The 19,860-nt window shown below is 47.8% G+C and carries 20 protein-coding genes and 1 pseudogene; 20 read left to right on the forward strand and 1 reads right to left on the reverse strand.

The window, feature by feature from the left end:
- Window positions 1-160 precede the first annotated feature (160 nt).
- The 6 genes and pseudogenes from C0Q44_RS10995 (at window position 161) to mmsB (ending at window position 8,579) form a co-directional block, all read left to right on the forward strand.
- Window positions 161-1,168, forward strand: coding sequence for a substrate-binding domain-containing protein (locus tag C0Q44_RS10995; protein WP_105407259.1), 1,008 nt, complete (start codon window positions 161-163; stop codon window positions 1,166-1,168).
- Window positions 1,149-3,116 carry a cache domain-containing sensor histidine kinase gene (locus C0Q44_RS11000; RefSeq protein WP_181150984.1) on the forward strand — a complete coding sequence of 656 codons (1,968 nt, stop codon included), beginning with the start codon at window positions 1,149-1,151 and terminating at the stop codon, window positions 3,114-3,116. Before C0Q44_RS10995 ends, C0Q44_RS11000 begins: the two co-directional genes overlap by 20 nt.
- Window positions 3,113-4,491, forward strand: a pseudogene (locus C0Q44_RS11005) (response regulator). Before C0Q44_RS11000 ends, C0Q44_RS11005 begins: the two are co-directional and overlap by 4 nt.
- A 283-nt stretch (window positions 4,492-4,774) precedes the next feature.
- On the forward strand, window positions 4,775-5,860 hold the full coding sequence (gene chvE / locus C0Q44_RS11010) for a multiple monosaccharide ABC transporter substrate-binding protein (RefSeq protein ID WP_105407260.1): 1,086 nt from the start codon (window positions 4,775-4,777) through the stop codon (window positions 5,858-5,860).
- A gap of 21 nt (window positions 5,861-5,881) precedes the next feature.
- On the forward strand, window positions 5,882-7,447 hold the full coding sequence (mmsA, locus tag C0Q44_RS11015) for a multiple monosaccharide ABC transporter ATP-binding protein (protein ID WP_105407261.1): 1,566 nt from the start codon (window positions 5,882-5,884) through the stop codon (window positions 7,445-7,447).
- On the forward strand, window positions 7,416-8,579 hold the full coding sequence (gene mmsB / locus C0Q44_RS11020) for a multiple monosaccharide ABC transporter permease (RefSeq protein WP_105407262.1): 1,164 nt from the start codon (window positions 7,416-7,418) through the stop codon (window positions 8,577-8,579). Before mmsA ends, mmsB begins: the two co-directional genes overlap by 32 nt.
- A gap of 250 nt (window positions 8,580-8,829) precedes the next feature.
- On the opposite strand, the gene mgtE is transcribed toward mmsB, so the two are convergent.
- Complete coding sequence (gene mgtE, locus C0Q44_RS11025) at window positions 8,830-10,200, reverse strand: magnesium transporter (protein WP_105407263.1); 1,371 nt, start codon at window positions 10,198-10,200, stop codon at window positions 8,830-8,832.
- A 233-nt stretch (window positions 10,201-10,433) separates the two neighbouring features.
- Between mgtE and C0Q44_RS11030 the strand changes: the two genes are divergently transcribed.
- From C0Q44_RS11030 to C0Q44_RS11090, 14 genes are all read left to right on the forward strand, one after another.
- Window positions 10,434-11,177: a DNA alkylation repair protein gene (locus tag C0Q44_RS11030; protein ID WP_105407264.1), complete on the forward strand. Its 744-nt coding sequence runs from the start codon at window positions 10,434-10,436 to the stop codon at window positions 11,175-11,177.
- Window positions 11,174-11,728 carry a methylated-DNA--[protein]-cysteine S-methyltransferase gene (locus tag C0Q44_RS11035; protein WP_105407265.1) on the forward strand — a complete coding sequence of 185 codons (555 nt, stop codon included), beginning with the start codon at window positions 11,174-11,176 and terminating at the stop codon, window positions 11,726-11,728. The genes C0Q44_RS11030 and C0Q44_RS11035 overlap by 4 nt, the downstream gene beginning before the upstream one ends.
- A gap of 179 nt (window positions 11,729-11,907) precedes the next feature.
- Window positions 11,908-13,134: an amidohydrolase gene (locus tag C0Q44_RS11040; protein WP_105407266.1), complete on the forward strand. Its 1,227-nt coding sequence runs from the start codon at window positions 11,908-11,910 to the stop codon at window positions 13,132-13,134.
- 130 nt (window positions 13,135-13,264) lie between these two features.
- On the forward strand, window positions 13,265-13,678 hold the full coding sequence (locus tag C0Q44_RS11045; RefSeq protein ID WP_105407687.1) for a GNAT family N-acetyltransferase: 414 nt from the start codon (window positions 13,265-13,267) through the stop codon (window positions 13,676-13,678).
- A gap of 35 nt (window positions 13,679-13,713) precedes the next feature.
- Complete coding sequence (locus tag C0Q44_RS11050) at window positions 13,714-14,169, forward strand: GNAT family N-acetyltransferase (protein ID WP_181150929.1); 456 nt, start codon at window positions 13,714-13,716, stop codon at window positions 14,167-14,169.
- A gap of 3 nt (window positions 14,170-14,172) precedes the next feature.
- Window positions 14,173-14,877: a DUF1361 domain-containing protein gene (locus C0Q44_RS11055; protein ID WP_105407268.1), complete on the forward strand. Its 705-nt coding sequence runs from the start codon at window positions 14,173-14,175 to the stop codon at window positions 14,875-14,877.
- Window positions 14,878-14,940: 63 nt separating this feature from the next.
- The gene (dnaN, locus tag C0Q44_RS11060) at window positions 14,941-16,038 is read left to right on the forward strand and encodes a DNA polymerase III subunit beta (RefSeq protein ID WP_105407269.1); all 1,098 of its coding nucleotides are present in this window, start codon (window positions 14,941-14,943) and stop codon (window positions 16,036-16,038) included.
- Window positions 16,039-16,137: 99 nt separating this feature from the next.
- Complete coding sequence (locus C0Q44_RS11065) at window positions 16,138-17,232, forward strand: GNAT family N-acetyltransferase (RefSeq protein ID WP_258166244.1); 1,095 nt, start codon at window positions 16,138-16,140, stop codon at window positions 17,230-17,232.
- The gene (locus tag C0Q44_RS11070) at window positions 17,229-17,573 is read left to right on the forward strand and encodes an isochorismatase family protein (protein WP_105407270.1); all 345 of its coding nucleotides are present in this window, start codon (window positions 17,229-17,231) and stop codon (window positions 17,571-17,573) included. Before C0Q44_RS11065 ends, C0Q44_RS11070 begins: the two co-directional genes overlap by 4 nt.
- 64 nt (window positions 17,574-17,637) lie before the next feature.
- Window positions 17,638-17,928 (forward strand): hypothetical protein, encoded by a 291-nt coding sequence (locus C0Q44_RS11075; protein WP_105407271.1) that lies wholly within the window; start codon window positions 17,638-17,640, stop codon window positions 17,926-17,928.
- A 43-nt stretch (window positions 17,929-17,971) separates the two neighbouring features.
- Entirely contained in the window at window positions 17,972-18,451 is a 480-nt protein-coding gene (locus C0Q44_RS11080; RefSeq protein WP_105407272.1) for a DinB family protein, read from the forward strand.
- Window positions 18,452-18,497: 46 nt separating this feature from the next.
- On the forward strand, window positions 18,498-18,767 hold the full coding sequence (locus tag C0Q44_RS29850) for a hypothetical protein (protein WP_146113441.1): 270 nt from the start codon (window positions 18,498-18,500) through the stop codon (window positions 18,765-18,767).
- A complete protein-coding gene (locus C0Q44_RS31760; RefSeq protein ID WP_146113442.1) occupies window positions 18,754-18,930 on the forward strand; it encodes a GNAT family N-acetyltransferase in 177 nt (58 codons plus the stop codon). Before C0Q44_RS29850 ends, C0Q44_RS31760 begins: the two co-directional genes overlap by 14 nt.
- Before the next feature lie 38 nt (window positions 18,931-18,968).
- On the forward strand, window positions 18,969-19,835 hold the full coding sequence (locus C0Q44_RS11090) for an aminoglycoside phosphotransferase family protein (protein WP_181150930.1): 867 nt from the start codon (window positions 18,969-18,971) through the stop codon (window positions 19,833-19,835).
- Window positions 19,836-19,860: the final 25 nt, after the last annotated feature.

Here is a 19,860-nt window from a genome sequence, read left to right on the forward strand (position 1 = left end):
CCAGAGACATCCCGGGCTATAGTACATTATTGCAGACGGTACCTGGGCAAGAAGCAACAAGCATCTTTTAGAAAATGAAGAGTGGTTCCTTTTTTGAATGATTGCGTTTACAATTTAAAACGAAGTGAAGGGGTTCAGACCACAAGAGGAAGTGAACGGTATGAAAAAAATGCTGCTGGTTTATATTCTGCTGATCTCGGCATTTGCGCTGTATGTGCTGAGATTTGAATACACAAGTCAGGTGAACAGTTCATGGGAGGACCGGGGGCTGCGTGGCGATATCGGTGAGACGTACATCATGATTACATTCCAGTCCGGGCTGGAGTATTGGAAGAGCCCGCTCAAAGGCTTCGAGGATGCCGGGGATGCGCTTGGCGTAACCGTCGAATACCGAGGGGCTACCCGGTATGATGCGAAGGAGCAGACAACAGTCATTGAGCAGGCCATCGCGCGTAAACCTGCCGGAATTGCCATATCTGCGATCGATCCGCAATCGCTGATTCCCGCAATCAACAAGGCCATTGATGCGGATATTCCTGTCGTATTGTTCGATGCAGATGCACCGGGCAGTCGGGCGTATTCCTTTCTCGGAACAGATAACTACAAGGCTGGTGTAACGGCAGCTGACAAAATGGCCGAGTTGCTGGGCCGCGAGGGAGAGGTCGCGGTATTGACCCTGCCGGGACAGCAAAATCATGAGGATCGGACCAAAGGATTCCGCGATACGATCCAGCAGCGATACCCGTCTATACAGGTGGTTGAAGTTGCAGACGGACATGGTGATACACGGATATCCAGAGACGAAACGCTAAGAATGATGAAGGCCCATCCGAAGCTGGCAGGTATTTTTGTGACGGAGGCAACCGGTGGGGCAGGAGCAGGTGAGGCTGTCCAGAATGCAGAAGAAGGGCATGACCTGCACATTATATCTTTTGATACGAATAAGGTTACATTGGATATGATCAAGGGTGGTACTATATCGGCCACGATTGCACAGGGAACCTGGAACATGGGGTATTGGTCGCTTCAATATTTGTTCCATCTGCATCATCAATTGACGGTACCTTCCCCGTCCTCTTCCGGTGAGAATGCACCGCTGCCAGAGAGGGTGGACACAGGGATTTCCGTGGTGACACGCTCGAATGTGGATGATTATTATGCCAAATAACAAGGAGCGTTCCAGAGGATCAAGATCATGGAGCCGTAGAACCATTCGTTCAAGAGTGGGGAACGAATTTCGGCGTTTACGCTTGCGCAACATGCCGCTTCGTTATCAACTGATGCTGCTGTTTCTCCTATTCGCTATTGTGCCTTCCGTGGGACTTGGGTTGCTCGTTAACTGGACAGTCGAACGGGTGGTAGAAAGGCAAGTCGAGGGGCATACGATGCAACTCATTGGCAAAGTGAATGAAGCCTTGAACAGCAAAATGGAAAATCTGCAAAACATGACGTACCTGATTGCGTTTGACCCGGATATTGATGCCTTTATGGGTGAAAAAAAGCCACCGAATGATGATGCAGGCATCAATACGCAGAATAAGGAAGGCAACACCGCAACAGAGCCGAATCGGCTGTATGGAATCAAACAGACCTTGCAGGGTTTCACAACCCTGTACCCGGAGATCGCCGGGATTGTTCTCGTCAACGGAAGCGGTGACTACATCAGCAATGAGATGTACCCCCGGGCGGAGCAGAGCCTTACCGGGGAAGAATGGTACCGAAAAGCTTCGGTTAATCCGGGTATCTTCACCGTGCTGGGTCAGCCTAAAGAGCGCAATATTGCAACACATGTACGTTACAAGGACGATGAGATTGTATCGGTTGCACGCTCTGTAACCGATGAAACCTCAGGACGTGTGCGAGGGGTCATTATGATTGATCTCAAGCTGAGATCCGTCTCTCAGGCGGCCCGAAATGTGACATTGGGGAAATCCGGATATGTGATGGTTACGGACGCCGAAGGACGTAGCGTCTACAAGCCGGAGCATCCCCTGATTGATCATATCCCCGCAGGTTGGTTCCCCTCGGGTGACAGTGGAACGTTTACCGCTGAAGCCGGCGGCGGAGAGTTATTATTTATGTTCCAGTCCTCCACCTTTACAGGTTGGAGAACGGTGGGCGTATTTCCGGCAAGAGAGTCCATCACCGAAGTGCGCCAGATTCAGTTTTACGTGGTCAGTTTTGTATTCGTGGTGTGTTTGTTCGGTCTGAGTGCCTCTTCATGGTTCTCACGGTCCATAGCCCAACCCATCTTTCGGCTGATGTCCTATATGCGCAGGGCAGAGACTGGCAATCTCAGAGCGGGCCGCTGGAGCGATCGTGGCGATGAGATTGGCATGCTCGGCAACAGCTTTAATCGAATGCTCGCACAGATCCAGGCGCTCATCTCCCTGAATGAACTGCGGGAGCAGCAGAAGCGGGATGCTGACATGCGCAGTTTGCAGGAGCATATCAAACCTCACTTTTTATATAACACACTGGACACCATTCATTGGATGGCTCGCAAAAAGGGCGTAGATGATGTATCCGACATGGTTGGTGCTCTGTCTCGGCTATTTCGTATCGGACTCAGTAAAGGAAAGGATCATATTCCGCTGCATTCCGAGCTGGAGCATATCACCAGTTACCTGCAAATTCAGCAGACCCGTTACCGTGATCGCCTTCAGTATACGTTGATTGTTCCCGAGGAGCTGAGAGAACTGTACGTGCTAAAGCTGCTGCTCCAGCCTCTGGTGGAGAATGCAATCTATCACGGAATCAAGGGCAGACGCGGGCCAGGGGAAATCCGGGTAGAGGCCATGGTAGAACATGACAGACTGCTGTTGACCGTTCAGGATGATGGCGCAGGCATGTCCAAGGAACGGCTTGCAGAGATGGAGCGTCTGCTCGAAGCCCCTTTGGAAAGTATGGAAGCGCCTTGGCCTGAAATGACTGGCAAAAGCTATGGCATGCTGAACGTTCAGGCCCGTGTCCGATTGTCCTTTGGGGATGAATATGGCATTGTACTGAAGAGTCAGGAAGGAGAAGGGACCTGTGTGACGATCATTCATCCCTTGATGCGAGAACTTCCAACGCCGCAGCAATCGGATCACGAAGAGAGGAAGGAGAACGAATGATGAAATTCATACCATCAACAACGACGATCTGTACCAAAGCTGATGAGACATCTGCCCCCATCGCTGCTGCGACGGAGATTGTATCTGATCACCAGACGGTTAAGAAATATCGAGTGCTCATCGCTGATGATGAGCCAATCATTCGGGAGGGTATCCGGGATGCGATCGACTGGACGACGCTTGGGATGGAGGTCGTGGGGAAGCGGAGGACGGTGAAGAAGCGCTGGAACGGGCTGAAGACTTGCGCGTGGATGTTGTACTGGTCGATATGAATATGCCATTCCTGAATGGGATTGAACTGATCCGTGCCCTTCAGCAGAAATGTCCAGGCTGTCGTTACCTGATCATCTCTGGACATGATGAATTTGCATATGCCCAAGAGGCGGTTCGACTTGGCGTAGAGGATTATATCTTGAAGCCTGTACAAGCGGATCAGCTGTATGCTGCACTTGAGCGATTGAGTCAGCGCTTGGATGAAGAGCACCAGCGGATGGCATATGTCACGCAGGCTGCCCAGCAGATTGAGCGCAATATTCCGCTGCTGCGCCAGCGATTCTGTCTGGAGTGGCTGGAAGGACAGGCTGAGGGGAGAGATCTCACGGAGCAGCTCGCATTTTTGCGTCTGCCATCCTACGCACCTGTACAGATTGGAGTTGTGCGCTGGCCTGCTGCCGAAGCTCGTCAGACGCTAATGCGGGAGAATGATCGTCAGTTGTTTCTGTTTGCCGTGGAAAATATGATTAGTGAACTGCTGGGGGACCTGCCACATGTGTTATTCCGGGAATCCAACGGATTGATCGGCATATGTCTGTGGCAGGAAGCCCCGGAAGAGATCGAGTCCATCCTGGAGCAGCAGATCAGTTCTTGCCTGAATATTGCAATTCATGTGCATGTGGAGAACCATGCAGGGACGCTGGAGCATACGCCGGATACGTATCGTCATTGCCGTGAGCTTGTCTACGGAGAAGTCCGATTGTCCCCACTGGTTCGCCGGGCAAGACAGATGATCCAGGAAGAGTATGCTGAGCGGGACCTTACTCTGGAATCGCTGGCTTCCCGTCTGCAAGTGTCCGCGGTATATCTTAGCCGAGTGCTGAAGAAAGAGCTGAATGATTCCTTCGTGACGCTTGTTACGCATGCGCGCATTCGCAAGGCTTTACAGCTGCTGGACTCCACAACACTGCCGATCCACATGATCGCCGAGCGTGCAGGTTACGATACCCAGCATTATTTCAGTACTGCCTTCAAGAAAACGATGGGCATCTCGCCTGCACAATATCGGAAAGATGGGGAACCGTCGACCGCTCTTCAGCGGATCGGTTATAACTCCGCCTGTCCTAATCCTAATAGACATCAACTTATATCCATACTGTGATCCATCGATAGGATGTGTTCCACTTCGGTCAAGCGAAGGGAACATGTCCTTTTTTTGATTCTGAATATGTCCCTCTTGAGTTTCCCGCTCATTCTTAGGACATTTCCATCAAAAGTTAAATTTTTATAAAAAAGGTTCAAAACCTGCAAAGACCTCGCTGCTACTCCCATGCTACGATGGAACTCAGACAGGAACAGCAAGCAACAGGCTGCACTTCATGCATTGTAAGCGTTATCTTATAACTCATTCAGAACCGTATGACGTGAGGAAAGGGGAACTTCATATGAAAAAAGGAGCTATGCTCATCTGGCTTCTGGTGATGACCTTGATGCTTTCGGCATGTAATCTGGCCGAAAGTGATCTGGGCAGCAAGGAAAAGGGGTACGTCGGCATATCGATGCCAACCAAATCATCGGAACGATGGGTGGGTGACGGGGAGAACATGGTCCGTCTGTTTCAGGAGCAAGGATACAAAACCGATCTTCAGTATGCCGAAGATGTCGTCGAGAATCAGATCTCACAGATTGAGAACATGATTACCAAAGGCGTTGATGTGATGGTCATCGCGTCCGTGGATGGCAATACGCTAACGGATGTGATCAAGAAGGCGCATGATGAAGGAATACAGGTCATCTCGTATGACCGGCTCATTCGTAATACGCCCTATCTGACTTACTACGCCACGTTCGATAATTTCAAGGTAGGGGTGCTCCAAGCTTCCTACATTGAGCAAAAGCTTGGTCTAAAGGAAGGAAAAGGACCGTATAACATGGAGCTGTTCGGCGGTTCACCGGATGATAATAACGCTTATTTCTTCTTCGACGGTGCGATGTCCGTGCTGAAGCCGTATATTGATTCCGGCAAGCTGGTTGTACGCAGCAAACAGATGACGATGGCCCAGATCGCTACCTTGCGTTGGGATGGTGCCTTGGCCCAAACACGGATGGATAATTTGTTAAGTGCCTACTATTCAGGGGATAACCTGGATGCGGTGTTATCACCGTATGACGGGATCAGCATCGGGATCATCTCATCCTTGAAAGGTATCGGTTACGGAACAGCGAACAAGCCACTGCCTGTCATTACGGGTCAGGATGCCGAACTGGCCTCGATCAAGTCCATTGTCGCTGGCGAGCAAACCCAGACAGTCTTCAAGGATACACGGAAGCTGGCAGAGCAGACGGTAGAAATGGCGAATAGCATTCTGCAAGGGAAACAAGCAGAAGTGAATGATACGAATTCGTATAACAATGGAATTATGGTTGTTCCAGCATATCTTCTGGACCCTATCTCCGTGGATCGAACGAATGTGGAGCAGGATATTGTGGGCAGCAAGTATTACACGAAGGAAGAAATCGGATTGAAATAAAGAATGAAAGGAGCACATTCCATGGCCGGAATCATTCTGGAAATGAAGGACATCACCAAAACCTTCCCTGGCGTCAAAGCGCTGGAACGTGTCAATCTGCAAGTCCGGGAAGGCGAAATTCATTCGATATGCGGGGAGAACGGAGCAGGTAAATCCACACTGATGAAGGTGCTTAGCGGTGTATATCCGTATGGCACGTATGAAGGAGATATTATATTTCAGGGCAAAACATGTGAGTTCAAGGATATCAAGCAGAGCGAGGATCTGGGTATCGTTATTATTCATCAGGAGCTTGCCCTGATTCCCTACCTTTCCATTGCGGAGAATATTTATCTGGGCAACGAGCGTGCGAACAAGGGGATTGTGGACTGGAAGGAAACCTTTGTGGGTACACGTGAACTGCTGAGCAAGGTAGGCTTGAACGAAAATCCGAACACGCTGGTATCCAGCATTGGAGTGGGTAAGCAACAACTGGTTGAAATTGCGAAAGCGCTCTCCAAAAAAGTGCGTCTGCTCATTCTGGATGAGCCAACGGCTGCGCTGAACGAGGATGACAGTGAAAATCTGCTGCAATTGATGTTGGAATTCAAGAAGCAGGGCATCGCCTGTATTCTGATCTCCCACAAGTTGAATGAAGTATCCAAGGTATCGGATTCCGTAACCATTTTACGGGACGGCAAGACCATTGAGACGCTGGATATGAAGAGGGACAACGTCACGGAGGACCGGATCATCAGCGGCATGGTCGGACGTGATCTCACCAGCCGTTATCCGGAGCGCCACGCGACCATAGGTAAAGTCATTCTTGAGGTCAAGGACTGGACGGTATACCACGAACATCATGCCGAGCGGAAGGTATTGGATCAGATCAATATGCATATCAAGCGTGGTGAGATTGTAGGCATTGCCGGCCTGATGGGGGCTGGACGGACAGAGCTTGCGATGAGCATATTCGGCAAAGCCTACGGACGCAACATTTCGGGCCAACTCATCAAGGATGGCAAGCCCATTCAGAATAACAGCGTCACCGAGGCTATTGAGAATGGGTTCGCTTATGTGACTGAAGACCGCAAGGAATACGGTCTCATCCTGATGGATGATATCAAGCGGAACATTTCACTAACAGGCCTGAACAAGCTGACGCGGAAGGCGGTTGTGAACGAGCACGAAGAAGTGCTGGTGGCCGAAGAAATGAAGAAAAGCATGAATATCAAAGCACCCAGCATTCTGCAGAAGACCGGTAATCTGAGCGGAGGAAACCAACAGAAGGTGGTGCTGAGCAAATGGATTTTTGCCGGACCGGATATCCTCATTCTGGATGAACCTACCCGCGGTATTGATGTGGGAGCGAAGTTCGAGATCTATACGATCATTCATCGGCTTGCTGCTGAGGGCAAGGGTGTGCTGGTAATCTCATCCGAGCTTCCGGAGGTTCTTGGCCTGTGTGACCGGATCTATGTCATGAATGCCGGACGAATCACGGGTGAAGTCAGCCGGGAACAAGCATCGCAGGAAACGTTGATGAGATATATGACCAAGTCTGGAGGCGGTAAGTATGGAAACGATAACGAAACTGTTCAAAAATAACATACGTCAATACGGCATGATCATTGCCCTGGTCGTGATTATGCTCTTGTTCGAGATACTGACCAACGGGCTACTGCTCAAGCCGATTAATATTACGAATCTGATCTTGCAGAATAGCTACATTCTGGTACTGGCGATTGGCATGGTGCTTGTCATTATTACCGGGCATATTGATCTTTCGGTTGGTTCCATTGCCGCCTTTGTTGGTGCAGTAGCCGCAATCATGATGGTTGATTGGCAGCTTCCAGCATGGCTTGCGGTTATTGCATCCTTGCTGGTTGGCGGGTTGATTGGTGCATGGCAGGGCTTCTGGATCGCATATGTGCGAATTCCGGCGTTTATCGTGACGCTGGCAGGCATGTTGCTGTTCCGCGGTCTGACGATGATCGTGCTGGAAGGGAAATCCATTTCTCCTTTCCCTGCCGGATTCCAGAAAATCAGCTCGGGTTTCTTGCCGGATGTTCAATTCTCAGGTCTGGGTCTGGTATCCATTATCGTGGGTCTTGTCCTCACGGTCTGGTACATCGTCAATGAACTAGGGGAGCGTCGTTCCCAGCGCAAATACGGATTCGAGGTCGTGTCCCAGGGACTGTTCCTGCTCAAGCTGATTGTGGTGGCAGCCGTGACGAATCTGTTTACGTTTGTACTCGCAAGTTACGCAGGGATTCCCAATATTCTGGTTCTGCTATTTGTCCTTATCGTTGTCTACTCCTTCGTCATGAACCGCACGGTTATGGGGCGTCATGTGTACGCACTTGGTGGAAATGAAAAAGCGGCAGGTTTGTCCGGAGTCAAGACGAAAAAAGTGACGTTCTGGGTATTTGTCAACATGGGTATGATGGCAGCGATCTCTGGACTGATCTTCGCAGCACGTCTGAATGCGGCTACGCCAAGAGCCGGAACCAACTTTGAGTTGGATGCCATTGCGGCTTGTTTTATCGGTGGAGCTTCAGCTTCCGGGGGAATTGGAACGGTATTCGGCGCAATCATCGGTGGTTTGGTTATGGGTGTACTTAATAACGGAATGTCCTTGATTGGCTTGGGGATTGACTGGCAACAGGGCATCAAGGGATTGGTACTGCTGCTTGCTGTAGCATTTGATATCTATAATAAAAATAAAAGATCAGCTTAAACGTCATGCGGATAGGCATTCATCATGTAAACCGATGATCAACCAAAAAGCCGGAAGTATGAAGTATGAAGTATGAAACATGAAGTGTGATCTAACCCCACCTTATTCCACGGTTCATTCAAATTTTAAAATCAGATTTCTGAATACTAAATAAACAGACCTTGATCATAGGATCAGGGTCTGTTTATTTGTCTGTCTGTGAGTAAGTCGGGTGAGCCTGGACTTTTACCAGCTACATCCGTCGTGACTTTTACATCAATGCTCCCAGAAAACGGGTGGCGATACCGAAATAAATAAACAACGACAGAATATCATTCAATGTAGTGATTAACGGCCCGGAGGCCACAGCAGGGTCCACCTTGAATCGACTGAGCAGAAGCGGAATACATGTACCGGTCAGTGTGCCAATCACCAGCGTTAAGAACAATGACACGCCAATAATTGCGCCCAGCAGCCAGTCCCCTTGCCAGAAATAAGCGATGACGGTAATGAGTAATCCGCAGACCAGACCGATCATAGTGCCTACTTTGATCTCCCGAACAATCAGGGCCAAGACAGTGGCTTTGTCAAGCTTGCGTCCAATCAGTCCACGTATAACAACCGCGAGAGACTGCGTCCCTGTGTTTCCCGTCATACCCGCAATCATGGGCATGAAGAATGCCAATGCCACAACCTGGTTCAAGGTATCCTCGAAAAAGTCCACGATGCTTCCCGAGATTAAGCCGATTAACAGCAACAGGATAAGCCAGGGAAGTCTGCGTCGGACGGCAATGAGCGGTTTGGTATCAAAATCGATATCCTTGCCTCCGCCACCCATTTGAGCCAAGTCTTCACTTGCTTCATGCATGATGATATCAATGACATCATCCATCTGGATGATACCGCACAGCCTGTTGTTCTCATCGACCACCGGAAGTGCCATGAACTCGTAACGTTGCAGCAACTGCGCCGCTTCTTCCTGGTCCATATCTACCGTGGCACGGATCACCCGTCGGGTCATCAGCTCATCAACCTGAGTCTTGTCGTCGGCCAGAGCAAGGGATCGATAACTCACGACACCGACCAGTTTACCTTCATTATCGGTCACGTAGAGGTAACTGGAAGCGGAGATGTGCAGTGTGCCCTGCGATTGTCGTAAGGCCTCCCTCGCTGTCTCATGGGCTAACAGTGTCCGATACTGATCTGTCATGATTCGTCCAGCCGTCTCTGGCGGGTAGTTCAGCACTGAACGGATAATGGCAGAGTGGTCCAGATTCATGTTGGACAGCAATTCCTCTCTGCGTTTGGCAGGCAGGTCATGCATGAACCGGATCAGGTCACTTTTGTCCATCTGCTGCATGACTTCAAGCATCCGTTCCGGCCCGAGCCGTTCAAAGAGTTCGATCTGTTCATGCAGCTTTAGATTCTCTACTATATCTGCAAGGGCGTCGGGTTTGAACAGAAGCAGAAACCGGGTCGTTTCTGCTTCCGGGAACTTTTTATATATGAGGGATAGATCATAGGGATGCAGCTCTTTCACCAATTTATAGAACTCAGGCAAGTTCTGGGATTGGATATGCTGGGTGAGTTGTTCGGTGATCTCCTCAACAGAGAATTCTTTTTTGGATTGAAATCCGTTCATATCAACACTCCTTTCAATAGGATCAACTTCATATTTTTAAACGAAATGGGTTGAAAGTCAAACAACGAAGGGAAAAAAGGAGCGCTGGAGGTAGCAAAGGAGAAGAGTGACTATTATATAGAAGGCATGGAAAATGATATTGTAATCTTGCTCACCTATTCGATATGGGCTTACAAACGAGCGCTGCAAGGATATACTTGTTGTACAGCAACAGACGAGGAGGATATGAGCTAGTGGAAGCAAATATCAGAACACAATTGCTCAGCCTGGCTGAGCCGAAATATCAGAAATTCTCGGCTGCGCTCATTCCCAACATAACGAATGTGCTGGGTGTGAGATTGCCAACCTTACGAAAGATTGCCAAACAGATTGCCGCCGGGGACTGGCGCATGTATCTAGATACAGCTGATGATGAATATTTTGAAGAAGTGATGTTGCAAGCGATGGTCATTGGACATGTACAGGCTGATCTGGACGAGCTGCTGAAGGCCATTGAAGCATTTGTACCTAAGATCGACAACTGGTCGGTGTGCGACAGCTTCTGTGCCGGATTAAAGTATACGAAGATCCATTCAGAGTCCATGTGGACGTTCTTGCAACCCTATCTGAGATCAGAGCAGGAATATGAGATTCGGTTTGGTGTCGTTATGCTGTTGAATTTTTATCTGGATGAGCGATATATAGATCAGGTGTTGCCCGCATTGGATCAGATTAAACATGAAGCATACTATGTGAAAATGGCTGTTGCCTGGGCTATCTCGATGGCTTATGTGAAGCAACCAGAGGTGACCATGGGCTACCTGAAGCACAATACGCTGGACGATTTTACGTACAATAAAGCTCTTCAGAAAATTACGGAATCCTATCGGGTTGATCCGGAGAGCAAACAGATGATCCGCAGCATGAAGCGTAAGGTGAAGAAGCGGGTTACCCCTAGCATTAAGCATTCCACCGGGGAGAGGACGATAAACGAATGAGAAACCATATTATGTACACTACGATGCAGCTGGACGGTCGTCCATGGGTGCTGCTCGCTACGGAACAAGGATTGTGCCGAGTAGTCATGCCTAATGAAACACTGGAGGACTGGAGCGGCTGGATACAGAAAGTTGCACCTGGCGTGGAACTGGAAGAGAACGAGGATGCTTTGAAACGAACAGGTATGATGGATTGGTTGCAGTCCTATTTTGCCGGGGAACCCATGGCTTATACAGATGCGATCCCACTGGACTTGATCGGTACTCCGTTTCAACAGGACGTATGGAGAGAGCTCGGGCGTGTGCCTTATGGTGAAGTCCGGACCTATGGTGACATCGCTGCTGAGATTGGAAGACCCTCGGCTGTGAGAGCGGTTGGGGCCGCAAATGGAGCCAATCCGATTCCGGTTCTGTTACCTTGTCACCGTATTATCGGGGCCAATCGCAAGCTGACCGGGTTCCGTGGAGGTTTGGAGATGAAGCGCAGGCTGCTGGATATCGAGCGAATTGAAGGCGTGACTGATGAAGGGCATGCGCGGTTTCATTTTTAATGCAGGCACTTCATTGTGCCTGTTTTTTCTATATATTAAGGTACCGTAATGCAAACGATCTACGTATGGGACACCAACGTTTTACATATTTTTGCTCGGTGAACCCGTATGGTACCATGGATTATAAGTTATTGGGCACTTGATGTTACGAACGAACGGACTGAAAAGAGGGATGACATATGGAACAGATCTTCTGGCTAACGAATGTGGCTTTGGAGCGTAGTTATATTCGAGAAGATGAACAGGTGACAGGTACTCGGACTAGCCTTGCTCATCTGCGAATTGAGGATGGAGTTATTACAGCGATTGTGGAAGGGAATGAAGCCCTGTCAGGTGATCTGCCACAAGTTGATGGTCAAGGGCAGCTACTGTTGCCTTCGTTCGAGGAGGCACATATTCATCTGGACAAAACATACTACGACGGGCCGTGGACAGCGGTTAAGCGAATCTCTAGCATTTTCGAACGTATCGAAGAAGAGAAGGTACTGTTGCCTAAGCTGCTACCCGATGCAAAGCGTCAAGCGGAGAGTATTCTGACCTTGATCCAGGGGTACGGCTCCACTCATGTACGTAGTCATTGTAACATTGAACCGGTCAGCGGTCTGAAACGACTTGAAGCGACGCGGCAAGCTCTGGATTCATTTTCGGGCAAAATTTCTTCGGAAATCGTGGCTTTCCCGCAGCATGGGCTGCTTCGCTCCAATTCAGTGGAGCTTATTGGTCAAGCGATGAAGGAAGGTGCAACGCATGTGGGCGGACTCGATCCTCATACGGTGGACGAAGACATCGAGAAGTCAGTGAATGCCATGGTCGAACTGGCTGATCAGTACCAGGCCGGCATCGACATTCATCTGCATGATGGCGGAGAAGCGGGCAAACAAACGCTGCTGGAACTGGCGAATCTGACTGAAGCCGCAGGACTTCAGGGCCAAGTTACGGTCAGTCATGCGTTCTGGTTCGCTCACGCAGAGCAGGAAGAAGCTGAAGAGATGGCGAAACGGATGGCTTCGCTGGGAATGTGCATTGCCTCAACGGTGCCTATCGGCAGAACGATGATGCCTCTGCCCATGCTGCACCGAATGGGTGTGAACGTGAAGCTGGCGACAGACAGTTTGACGGATCATTGGTCTCCTTTTGGCAACGGGGATCTGCTCGAAAAAGCGGGACGTTTCGCAGAACTGTATGGTTATAGCGATGAATTATCCTTGTCCCAATCATTGGGATATGTCACTGGAGGGATCACCCCACTAGACTCACAGGGGCAACAGGTCTGGCCACAGGTGGGCGACACCGCAAGTTTTGTACTTGTGCAAGCGAGTTGTTCAGCAGAAGCGGTTGCAAGACGATCCGTACGTCAGGCGGTGTGGTACAAGGGGCAACGGGTGAGTGAGCGAACAGCGGATTGAGGAAATCAAAGCAAGTGGAGCCGCGGGATACCGTGGCTTTTTTGGTTTGACCAGAGAAGAGGAAGAATTTATACGCAGACCCCACATTTTGGTTTATGATAGACGTAGTTAATGGGGAGGTGAGTCAATGCTGGAGATTAAATATGCCATTGAAACCGATTACAACTATATCCTGGAAAGGGATGTACATATGCACAAGGAGCTTGTGCAACCTAAGATGAATGAGAAAGAAATTTTTATTATCTGGAATGAGGAAACAAGAATTGGATGGATGAGGTACGGGTACTTTTGGGACAACATTCCCTTCATGAATATGATCTGGATTGATGAGCCCTACCGGAATGGGGGGACTGGCAAAAAAGTCGTACAGCACTGGGAAAACCTGATGAAACAAAAAGGCTTCGACACCGTCATGACTTCCACTCAAGCGGATGAAACTGCTCAACATTTCTATCGAAAACTGGGGTATGTGGACGCAGGGGCGCTGCTGCTGGACACACAGCCTTTGGAGATTATATTGATTAAGAAAATCTATATAAGTTGAACTCCAGCAAATATGTCTCAAGGAGATAAGCCATTGTGGATATCAAGAAAGTAACATTACAACGCATAACCCAAGAAAATGAATTGGATTGCATTAATCTGAAACCACGGGAAGACCAGCTGGATTTGGTTGCAAGCAATGCGGATTCATTAATCCATGCGACGAAGGAATTGACTTCCAGGCCTTATGGTATTGTGGTAGAGGACCGGATGGTCGGTTTTATTTTATTTGATAACGAGATTTACAATGACGGGTACTACTGGATTCTTCGTTTCATGATTGATAAGAAGGATCAGGGCCAGGGCTATGGCAAACTTGCCATTCAGGAAGTAATCCGCATGTTGCGAGAGCGAAGCGATTGCCAGCAAATCAGAGTATCGCATGTACCTCATAATGTTGTGGCAAATGCGCTGTATAAGCGATGCGGGTTCCAAGCAACGGGTGAGTTTGAAGACAACGGTGACATTATTTTAAGTTATCAAGTGAGGTGAAAAATGAATCCTGCTAAACATCCAGTTGAGAGTCTTCGATTCATTGGAACCTTGCTGGTGGCGACTTTATGCTGCCTGGGCGTGGCGATGTATTTGCGTGTCCAAACCAACACGAATATGTATCGATTTATAACATGGGATATGTTCCTGGCATGGGTGCCGTTTATCCTGTCATCTTTAATCCTATACGTATTTAGTAGAACAAAAACGAAAACGGGCTTCATTGCCATAGGGCTGATGTGTGCAGGCTGGCTCTTCTTTCTGCCGAATTCGGCCTATCTTTTTACAGAGATCCTGCATTCATTCAGATACTTTGATGCTCAAGCGGGGGGCAAATTCTGGGTCAACATTGATTTTTGGTACAATCTCACCCTCACGTTTGCCATAGCTGTACTTGGATTGCTGCTCTCGACGTGTTCGATCACGCAAATTCATAGGATGATAAATCGATTTTTACATAGATGGATTGGTATGTTAGTCGTGGGCACTATTTTAATTTTGACGAGTCTTGGTGTGTACATTGGACGATTTAATCGGTGGAATTCGTGGGATATCATATCCCGACCTGAGCAGATTGTGATGGATATGGTGAATGATTTCAATGCAGGGAACAGCATCCTGGTTGAATTTGCAGGCATTATATTTATTGTTCAAGTGTTTGCATATGTGATCGTATCTCTGTTGACTGCAAGACCCGGCAAAGCATAGTCCGAACTAGAGAGGGCAGGGGCGGTTGGTAAACGAAGATTCCAGAAGCAGGGAGTTATTCAGATGAGAGTTGTATTAAACCGTGTTCGCATGCTGGAGCAACTAAGTAAGGCCGTAAGAGTGGTGCCGTCTCATGAGAATATTCAAGTGCTTGAATGTATTTATATGGAGGCAGATACAGATCAAATCACCATCATTGGTGGAGATAGTACAACGTATCTTATTACAAATATGGATGCGAAGCACGTTCAAATTCAACAACAAGGCAAAGTCGCTGTGCATGCGAGACTATTATATGAAATCGTCCGAAAGATGGACGAGAAAGAAATTATATTATCCAGCGAGGCAGCGAGTGATCTGTTAACTATCACAACAATCTCTGCGAAATCAACATTTGTACTTAAACTGCTGAATGCAGATGAATATCCTCTTCCGGAGCACATCCAAGACTACACATCGTTCACAATTCGTGGGAAAAGCTTGAAAGATTCCATACATCAAACTCTGTTTGCGGTACAGAAAAAAGAAAACACGCCTGCTCTTACAGGAGTGAAGATGGAGGTAAGGGATGGCACGGTAATCATGATCGGCTGTGATCGCTTTCGAATGGGAAGAGTTGAGCAGACGATTGTGACTACAACGTCAGCTACCAACGAAGAAGTTATCATCCCTGGCCGAGCGATGAACGAACTCGAGAAACTTATCGTTGATGAGCCTGTTGCAGTCAACGTATCAAAAACCAAAATGGAGTTCACCGGGAAAGATTTTACCCTCTTAACACAATCCATAACAGGTTCCTATCCGAATATTGACATGAGTGTATATTCGGCGTATTTAGCTCGTTTTGTCGTCCATGCGTCATCTCTCATATCGGCGTTGGATCGGGTTGCAATCATTGCTTCTCAGGAGAAAACGAATTTGATTCGAATGCGGGTCACTGCGGAGCATGTTGAATTCGACTCCTCAAGTAAAGTGAATCAAGCATCTGAGTGTCTACCCATGCGTAACTTTCAAGGTGCGGAATGTAAAATTTCGTTTAATGTGGGCTATGCTCTGGAAGCATTAAAAGCGATGGACGTGGAGGAAGTTCAAGTACAAATAAACAAAGGAATGCAGATGATTGTGTTTACCTCAGATGAGAAAAGGGGGCACTGCAATTAATTATGGCAGCTCGAACAGCCGGGTGAATCCAGTCGAATATTCCGTCACGCACATTGCAGAAATAGGATACCCGGATAAGGATTGAACATGATGAATGTGATGACACAAAAAATAATGGATGTGTTGTTGCAGGCGATGGATATACCGAGAAATATCGCAGCAACTCATCGAACAATCGATCGTGGAAACCGATTAACCCGATCAGGTGGCGGACTGCGTATTTCGAGAATCCGTTTAAGTATATGCTGGATGAGTTTAACGGAGTGGTCCGCAGATATTCTTCAATATGAGTTATCCGATGAATACTCTATTCGAATGGCTGAACCTGCCGAATGGGGACTGTATTGCACGGTTTATTATAATATGCGTTTTGTTGGTTTTTTTAGGGAAGAAGAATTCAATTCCTCCAAATGCAGTGCGTATTGGATCTACAAGGGAGAGAGCAAAATAGGCGGCGTGAGGATGGAGCCTAACCAGATTTATCATTTGTTCTTTGTCCCGCCATTCGCGCATTCATTTGAGGTACTCAAACTTCTACGAGATAAATTAATCCAGTGGTCGGATCGCACGAAACGCATCCAGACCTTTGAGATTCTTCCCGACCAAGTCGATCTATACGCAAGAGCCGGATTCTGGCCGGCGGAGTTCAGATGTCGCTGGATGCAGCGACCAACAGATCATTATGAGATCGATTGGGACAGCAGGGTGACCGTGAAGAGTCCAGAGATTATCGAAAATGGAACCGGTGGACGCAAGTATGTGAATGAAGATGAGATTGCACAATGTGATCTGGGTAGTTTTGCAGGAAGTCTTGAGGCTGTGCGAAGAAAACAGAGCTCTCTTGAAGATTTTACACCCGATGAAGACCCTAATTATACGAATGAAATTCTGACTCAAGCTTCTACCCTTGTATATGACAGCGAAACGGGGCAACTTGTTGCGAACTGTCGCCTATGTCTGCAAGACAATCAGGCTGCTGTATATAGTATCGGCGTTCTCCCCGCCTATCGAGGAAGAGGGCTTGCCACCATGATGTTACAGAGGGCATTGACTATGCTCAAGGGTCAGTATCCTTTACTGCGATTGTATGTGATGGAAGGAAATGATGCGGAGTCTGTATATCTGAATCTCGGCTTTATTCCGGGCGTACAGGAGATTCAGACGATGTATATTCCTGAGGAAAAGTTGCAATGAAGATTGTATTCTTAACGGATATTCATGGGGGATATATTGCACCGATTGTAGGTGATCTCGTAATTGAAAAAGAAACTCCCGATTCGTTCCACCAGACTGACTTGCATCTGACACTGCAAGATAAAGATGTGACGGAGTTGGTCCTCACGGGCATGCAGACCGAGGTATGTGTAGACACGACTTGCCGCAGAGCCTACAGTCTGGGATACAAGGTTAATTTGGTTGGAGATGCACACAGCACATGGAATTCAAACACGCTCAAAGCGAATCAGATTATAGAGTATCATAATACGGTTCTGAGGTTGTTTGCCAATGTGGTGGATTCGGAGAGTGTGCTGTAATGATCGTCGTACTGGATCAGAAGGACTTGAGAGACTATTTGGATAAACAGCTGGAGGAGATCGTTTGAATATCCATAAAAGAATACTTAACCTTTCTGCTTGGCTTGCTGCTTTAGCTATTTTCGTTATTCCCGGAACCGTGTATACGGAAGATGGCCCGCTACGAACAGAATATGGTTTCCCACTCCGCTTCTTCACGGATTATCACTATGCGAAACCGGACGATACGATATGGTTTTTTTCTACAGCAAGCATTAATATTCTTGAATATTTGTTGAATGTCCTGATTATTTATAATGTTATCCTATTTATCAAGAAGAGAGCAGACCGTTCAAAAAGAGTAGACCGATTCTAATGAAATGCGCTTGGAAAAGTTAACCCGGGAAGGAGAATTACAAATGGAAACATTTTTTCGTTATAACTGGATGGTGCGTGAGCAATGGTATGCGTGGTGTGAGGATGTACCGCTGGAAGAATTGCTTCGGCCTCGGACGGGCGGAGTAGGCAACATATTACAAACGTTGTTTCATATCATTGATGTAGAGTGGAGCTGGCTTCAGTTGCTTCAGGGCAAACCGGATGATGCGGAAGACTTTGCAAATTACCAGAGTCTTGAGGCTGTAAGGCAATTTGATCGCAAATTACGTCCCGAGGTGGAAACATTCGTTAATGCATGGGATACCAGTATGGAAAAGAGAGCTTATATCGATCATCGACTGGATGGTGACATCGTTATCAATTCATGGGGAGAAGTCATGCGTCACGTGATTGCTCATGAGATTCACCATATGGGACAGTTGTCCGTATGGGCCAGAGAATTGGGCAAGCAGCCGGTATCCGCCAATGTCATTGGCAAAGGACTTATTATACCTGAGTGACTGGAAGAGAAAGTGCGATATGACATGAATGAACGGAGGAGCAGTGATGATACATTGCAGGAGAGCTACGATTCAGGATAGCGAAGTGATGAGCCAATTATCCCATCAACTGGGTTATATCAGCACAACTGAAGAAATCATGGGGAGATTAACTCGGCTCTCTTCATTAACAGACCATTATGTATGTGTGGCTGAGATCAATTCGGAGGTCGTGGGCTGGGGCCATGTACAGGGAATGCATTCCATAGAGAGTCCTTCTTGCCGAGATTGGTGGACTGGTTGTGGATGGGATTCATCAAGGGATGGGGATTGGTAAGAAAATCATGAGCGAATGCGAGGAATGGGCTCGGGTTAACGGCTTTAATAGCATTCGGGTACGTTGTAACGGAAAAAGGGAATCTGCACATCGGTTTTATATAGCAATCGGATATGAAGAGAGGAAATGGCAGAAGGTATTTGATAAACGACTGTTCATCTAAACTTGTGTCTGTACAGCTCATATGGAAGGATGAGAATGATGACTACCGAACTTGGCCGTATAAAGTGGATTCAACTGGATGAAGGAGTTCAGCAGGTGCTTGAACAAGCCAGTCGGGTCACTCCCTTGATACCTGGACTAGAAGCCACTGTGATGAGAATAGAACTTGGTAATCAGCATTACGTATTGAAGGTGTGGAACAAGGAGTCGAAACCGGATATCGGCAAGCAATATCGACTATTATCGAAGCTGCACCAGAGTGGAATTCGTGTATCCAAGCCTTACGGTTGGGGAATGGACGAGCAACAGAATCAGGTGCTGCTAACGAGCTATGATGGTGAGCGTGTTACCCTATTAACAGATGACATACTGACAAGCCTGGCTCAGCAATTAATGGAGGTTCATCGTTATCCGGTGAATGAAGTGCATGCTGGAGAAGATGTAGGATACATATCCAGATACGATTTTGTGGGATACTTTTTTCATCAAGTAGAGTTACATGAAGATATAAATGCTATTCTTGCAAACCTGATTCAGCATGTCCAGATTAGACAGGACCGTTTGATTCATGGCGATTATAACCTGGGAAATATTCTTGCAATGGATGACAACTACACCATTATTGATTGGACCAATGGACAGTATGGAGATCCAAGGTACGACGTAGCATGGACTGTTTTTCTCATCAGCATCTATCATGGGGAAGGTTATGGCGAGGTTTTTCAAGCCGAATATAGACGTACAACAAGTTACACACTGGAAGAAGAGCGGATTTTTGAAGCAGTCGCTTGTCTGCGCTGGATACTGTTAAGGCGCGTTGGTGATGTACCAATGGGGCCACATGTAATGGAACGGGTTCACAGGATTACTCTCCATAACCCGTTCTTGAATGAGAACCTGCTGTAATCATAGCAACGAAGATGTGTACAAT

This window comes from Paenibacillus sp. PCH8 (assembly GCF_002968835.1).
Lineage (GTDB): Bacteria > Bacillota > Bacilli > Paenibacillales > Paenibacillaceae > Paenibacillus.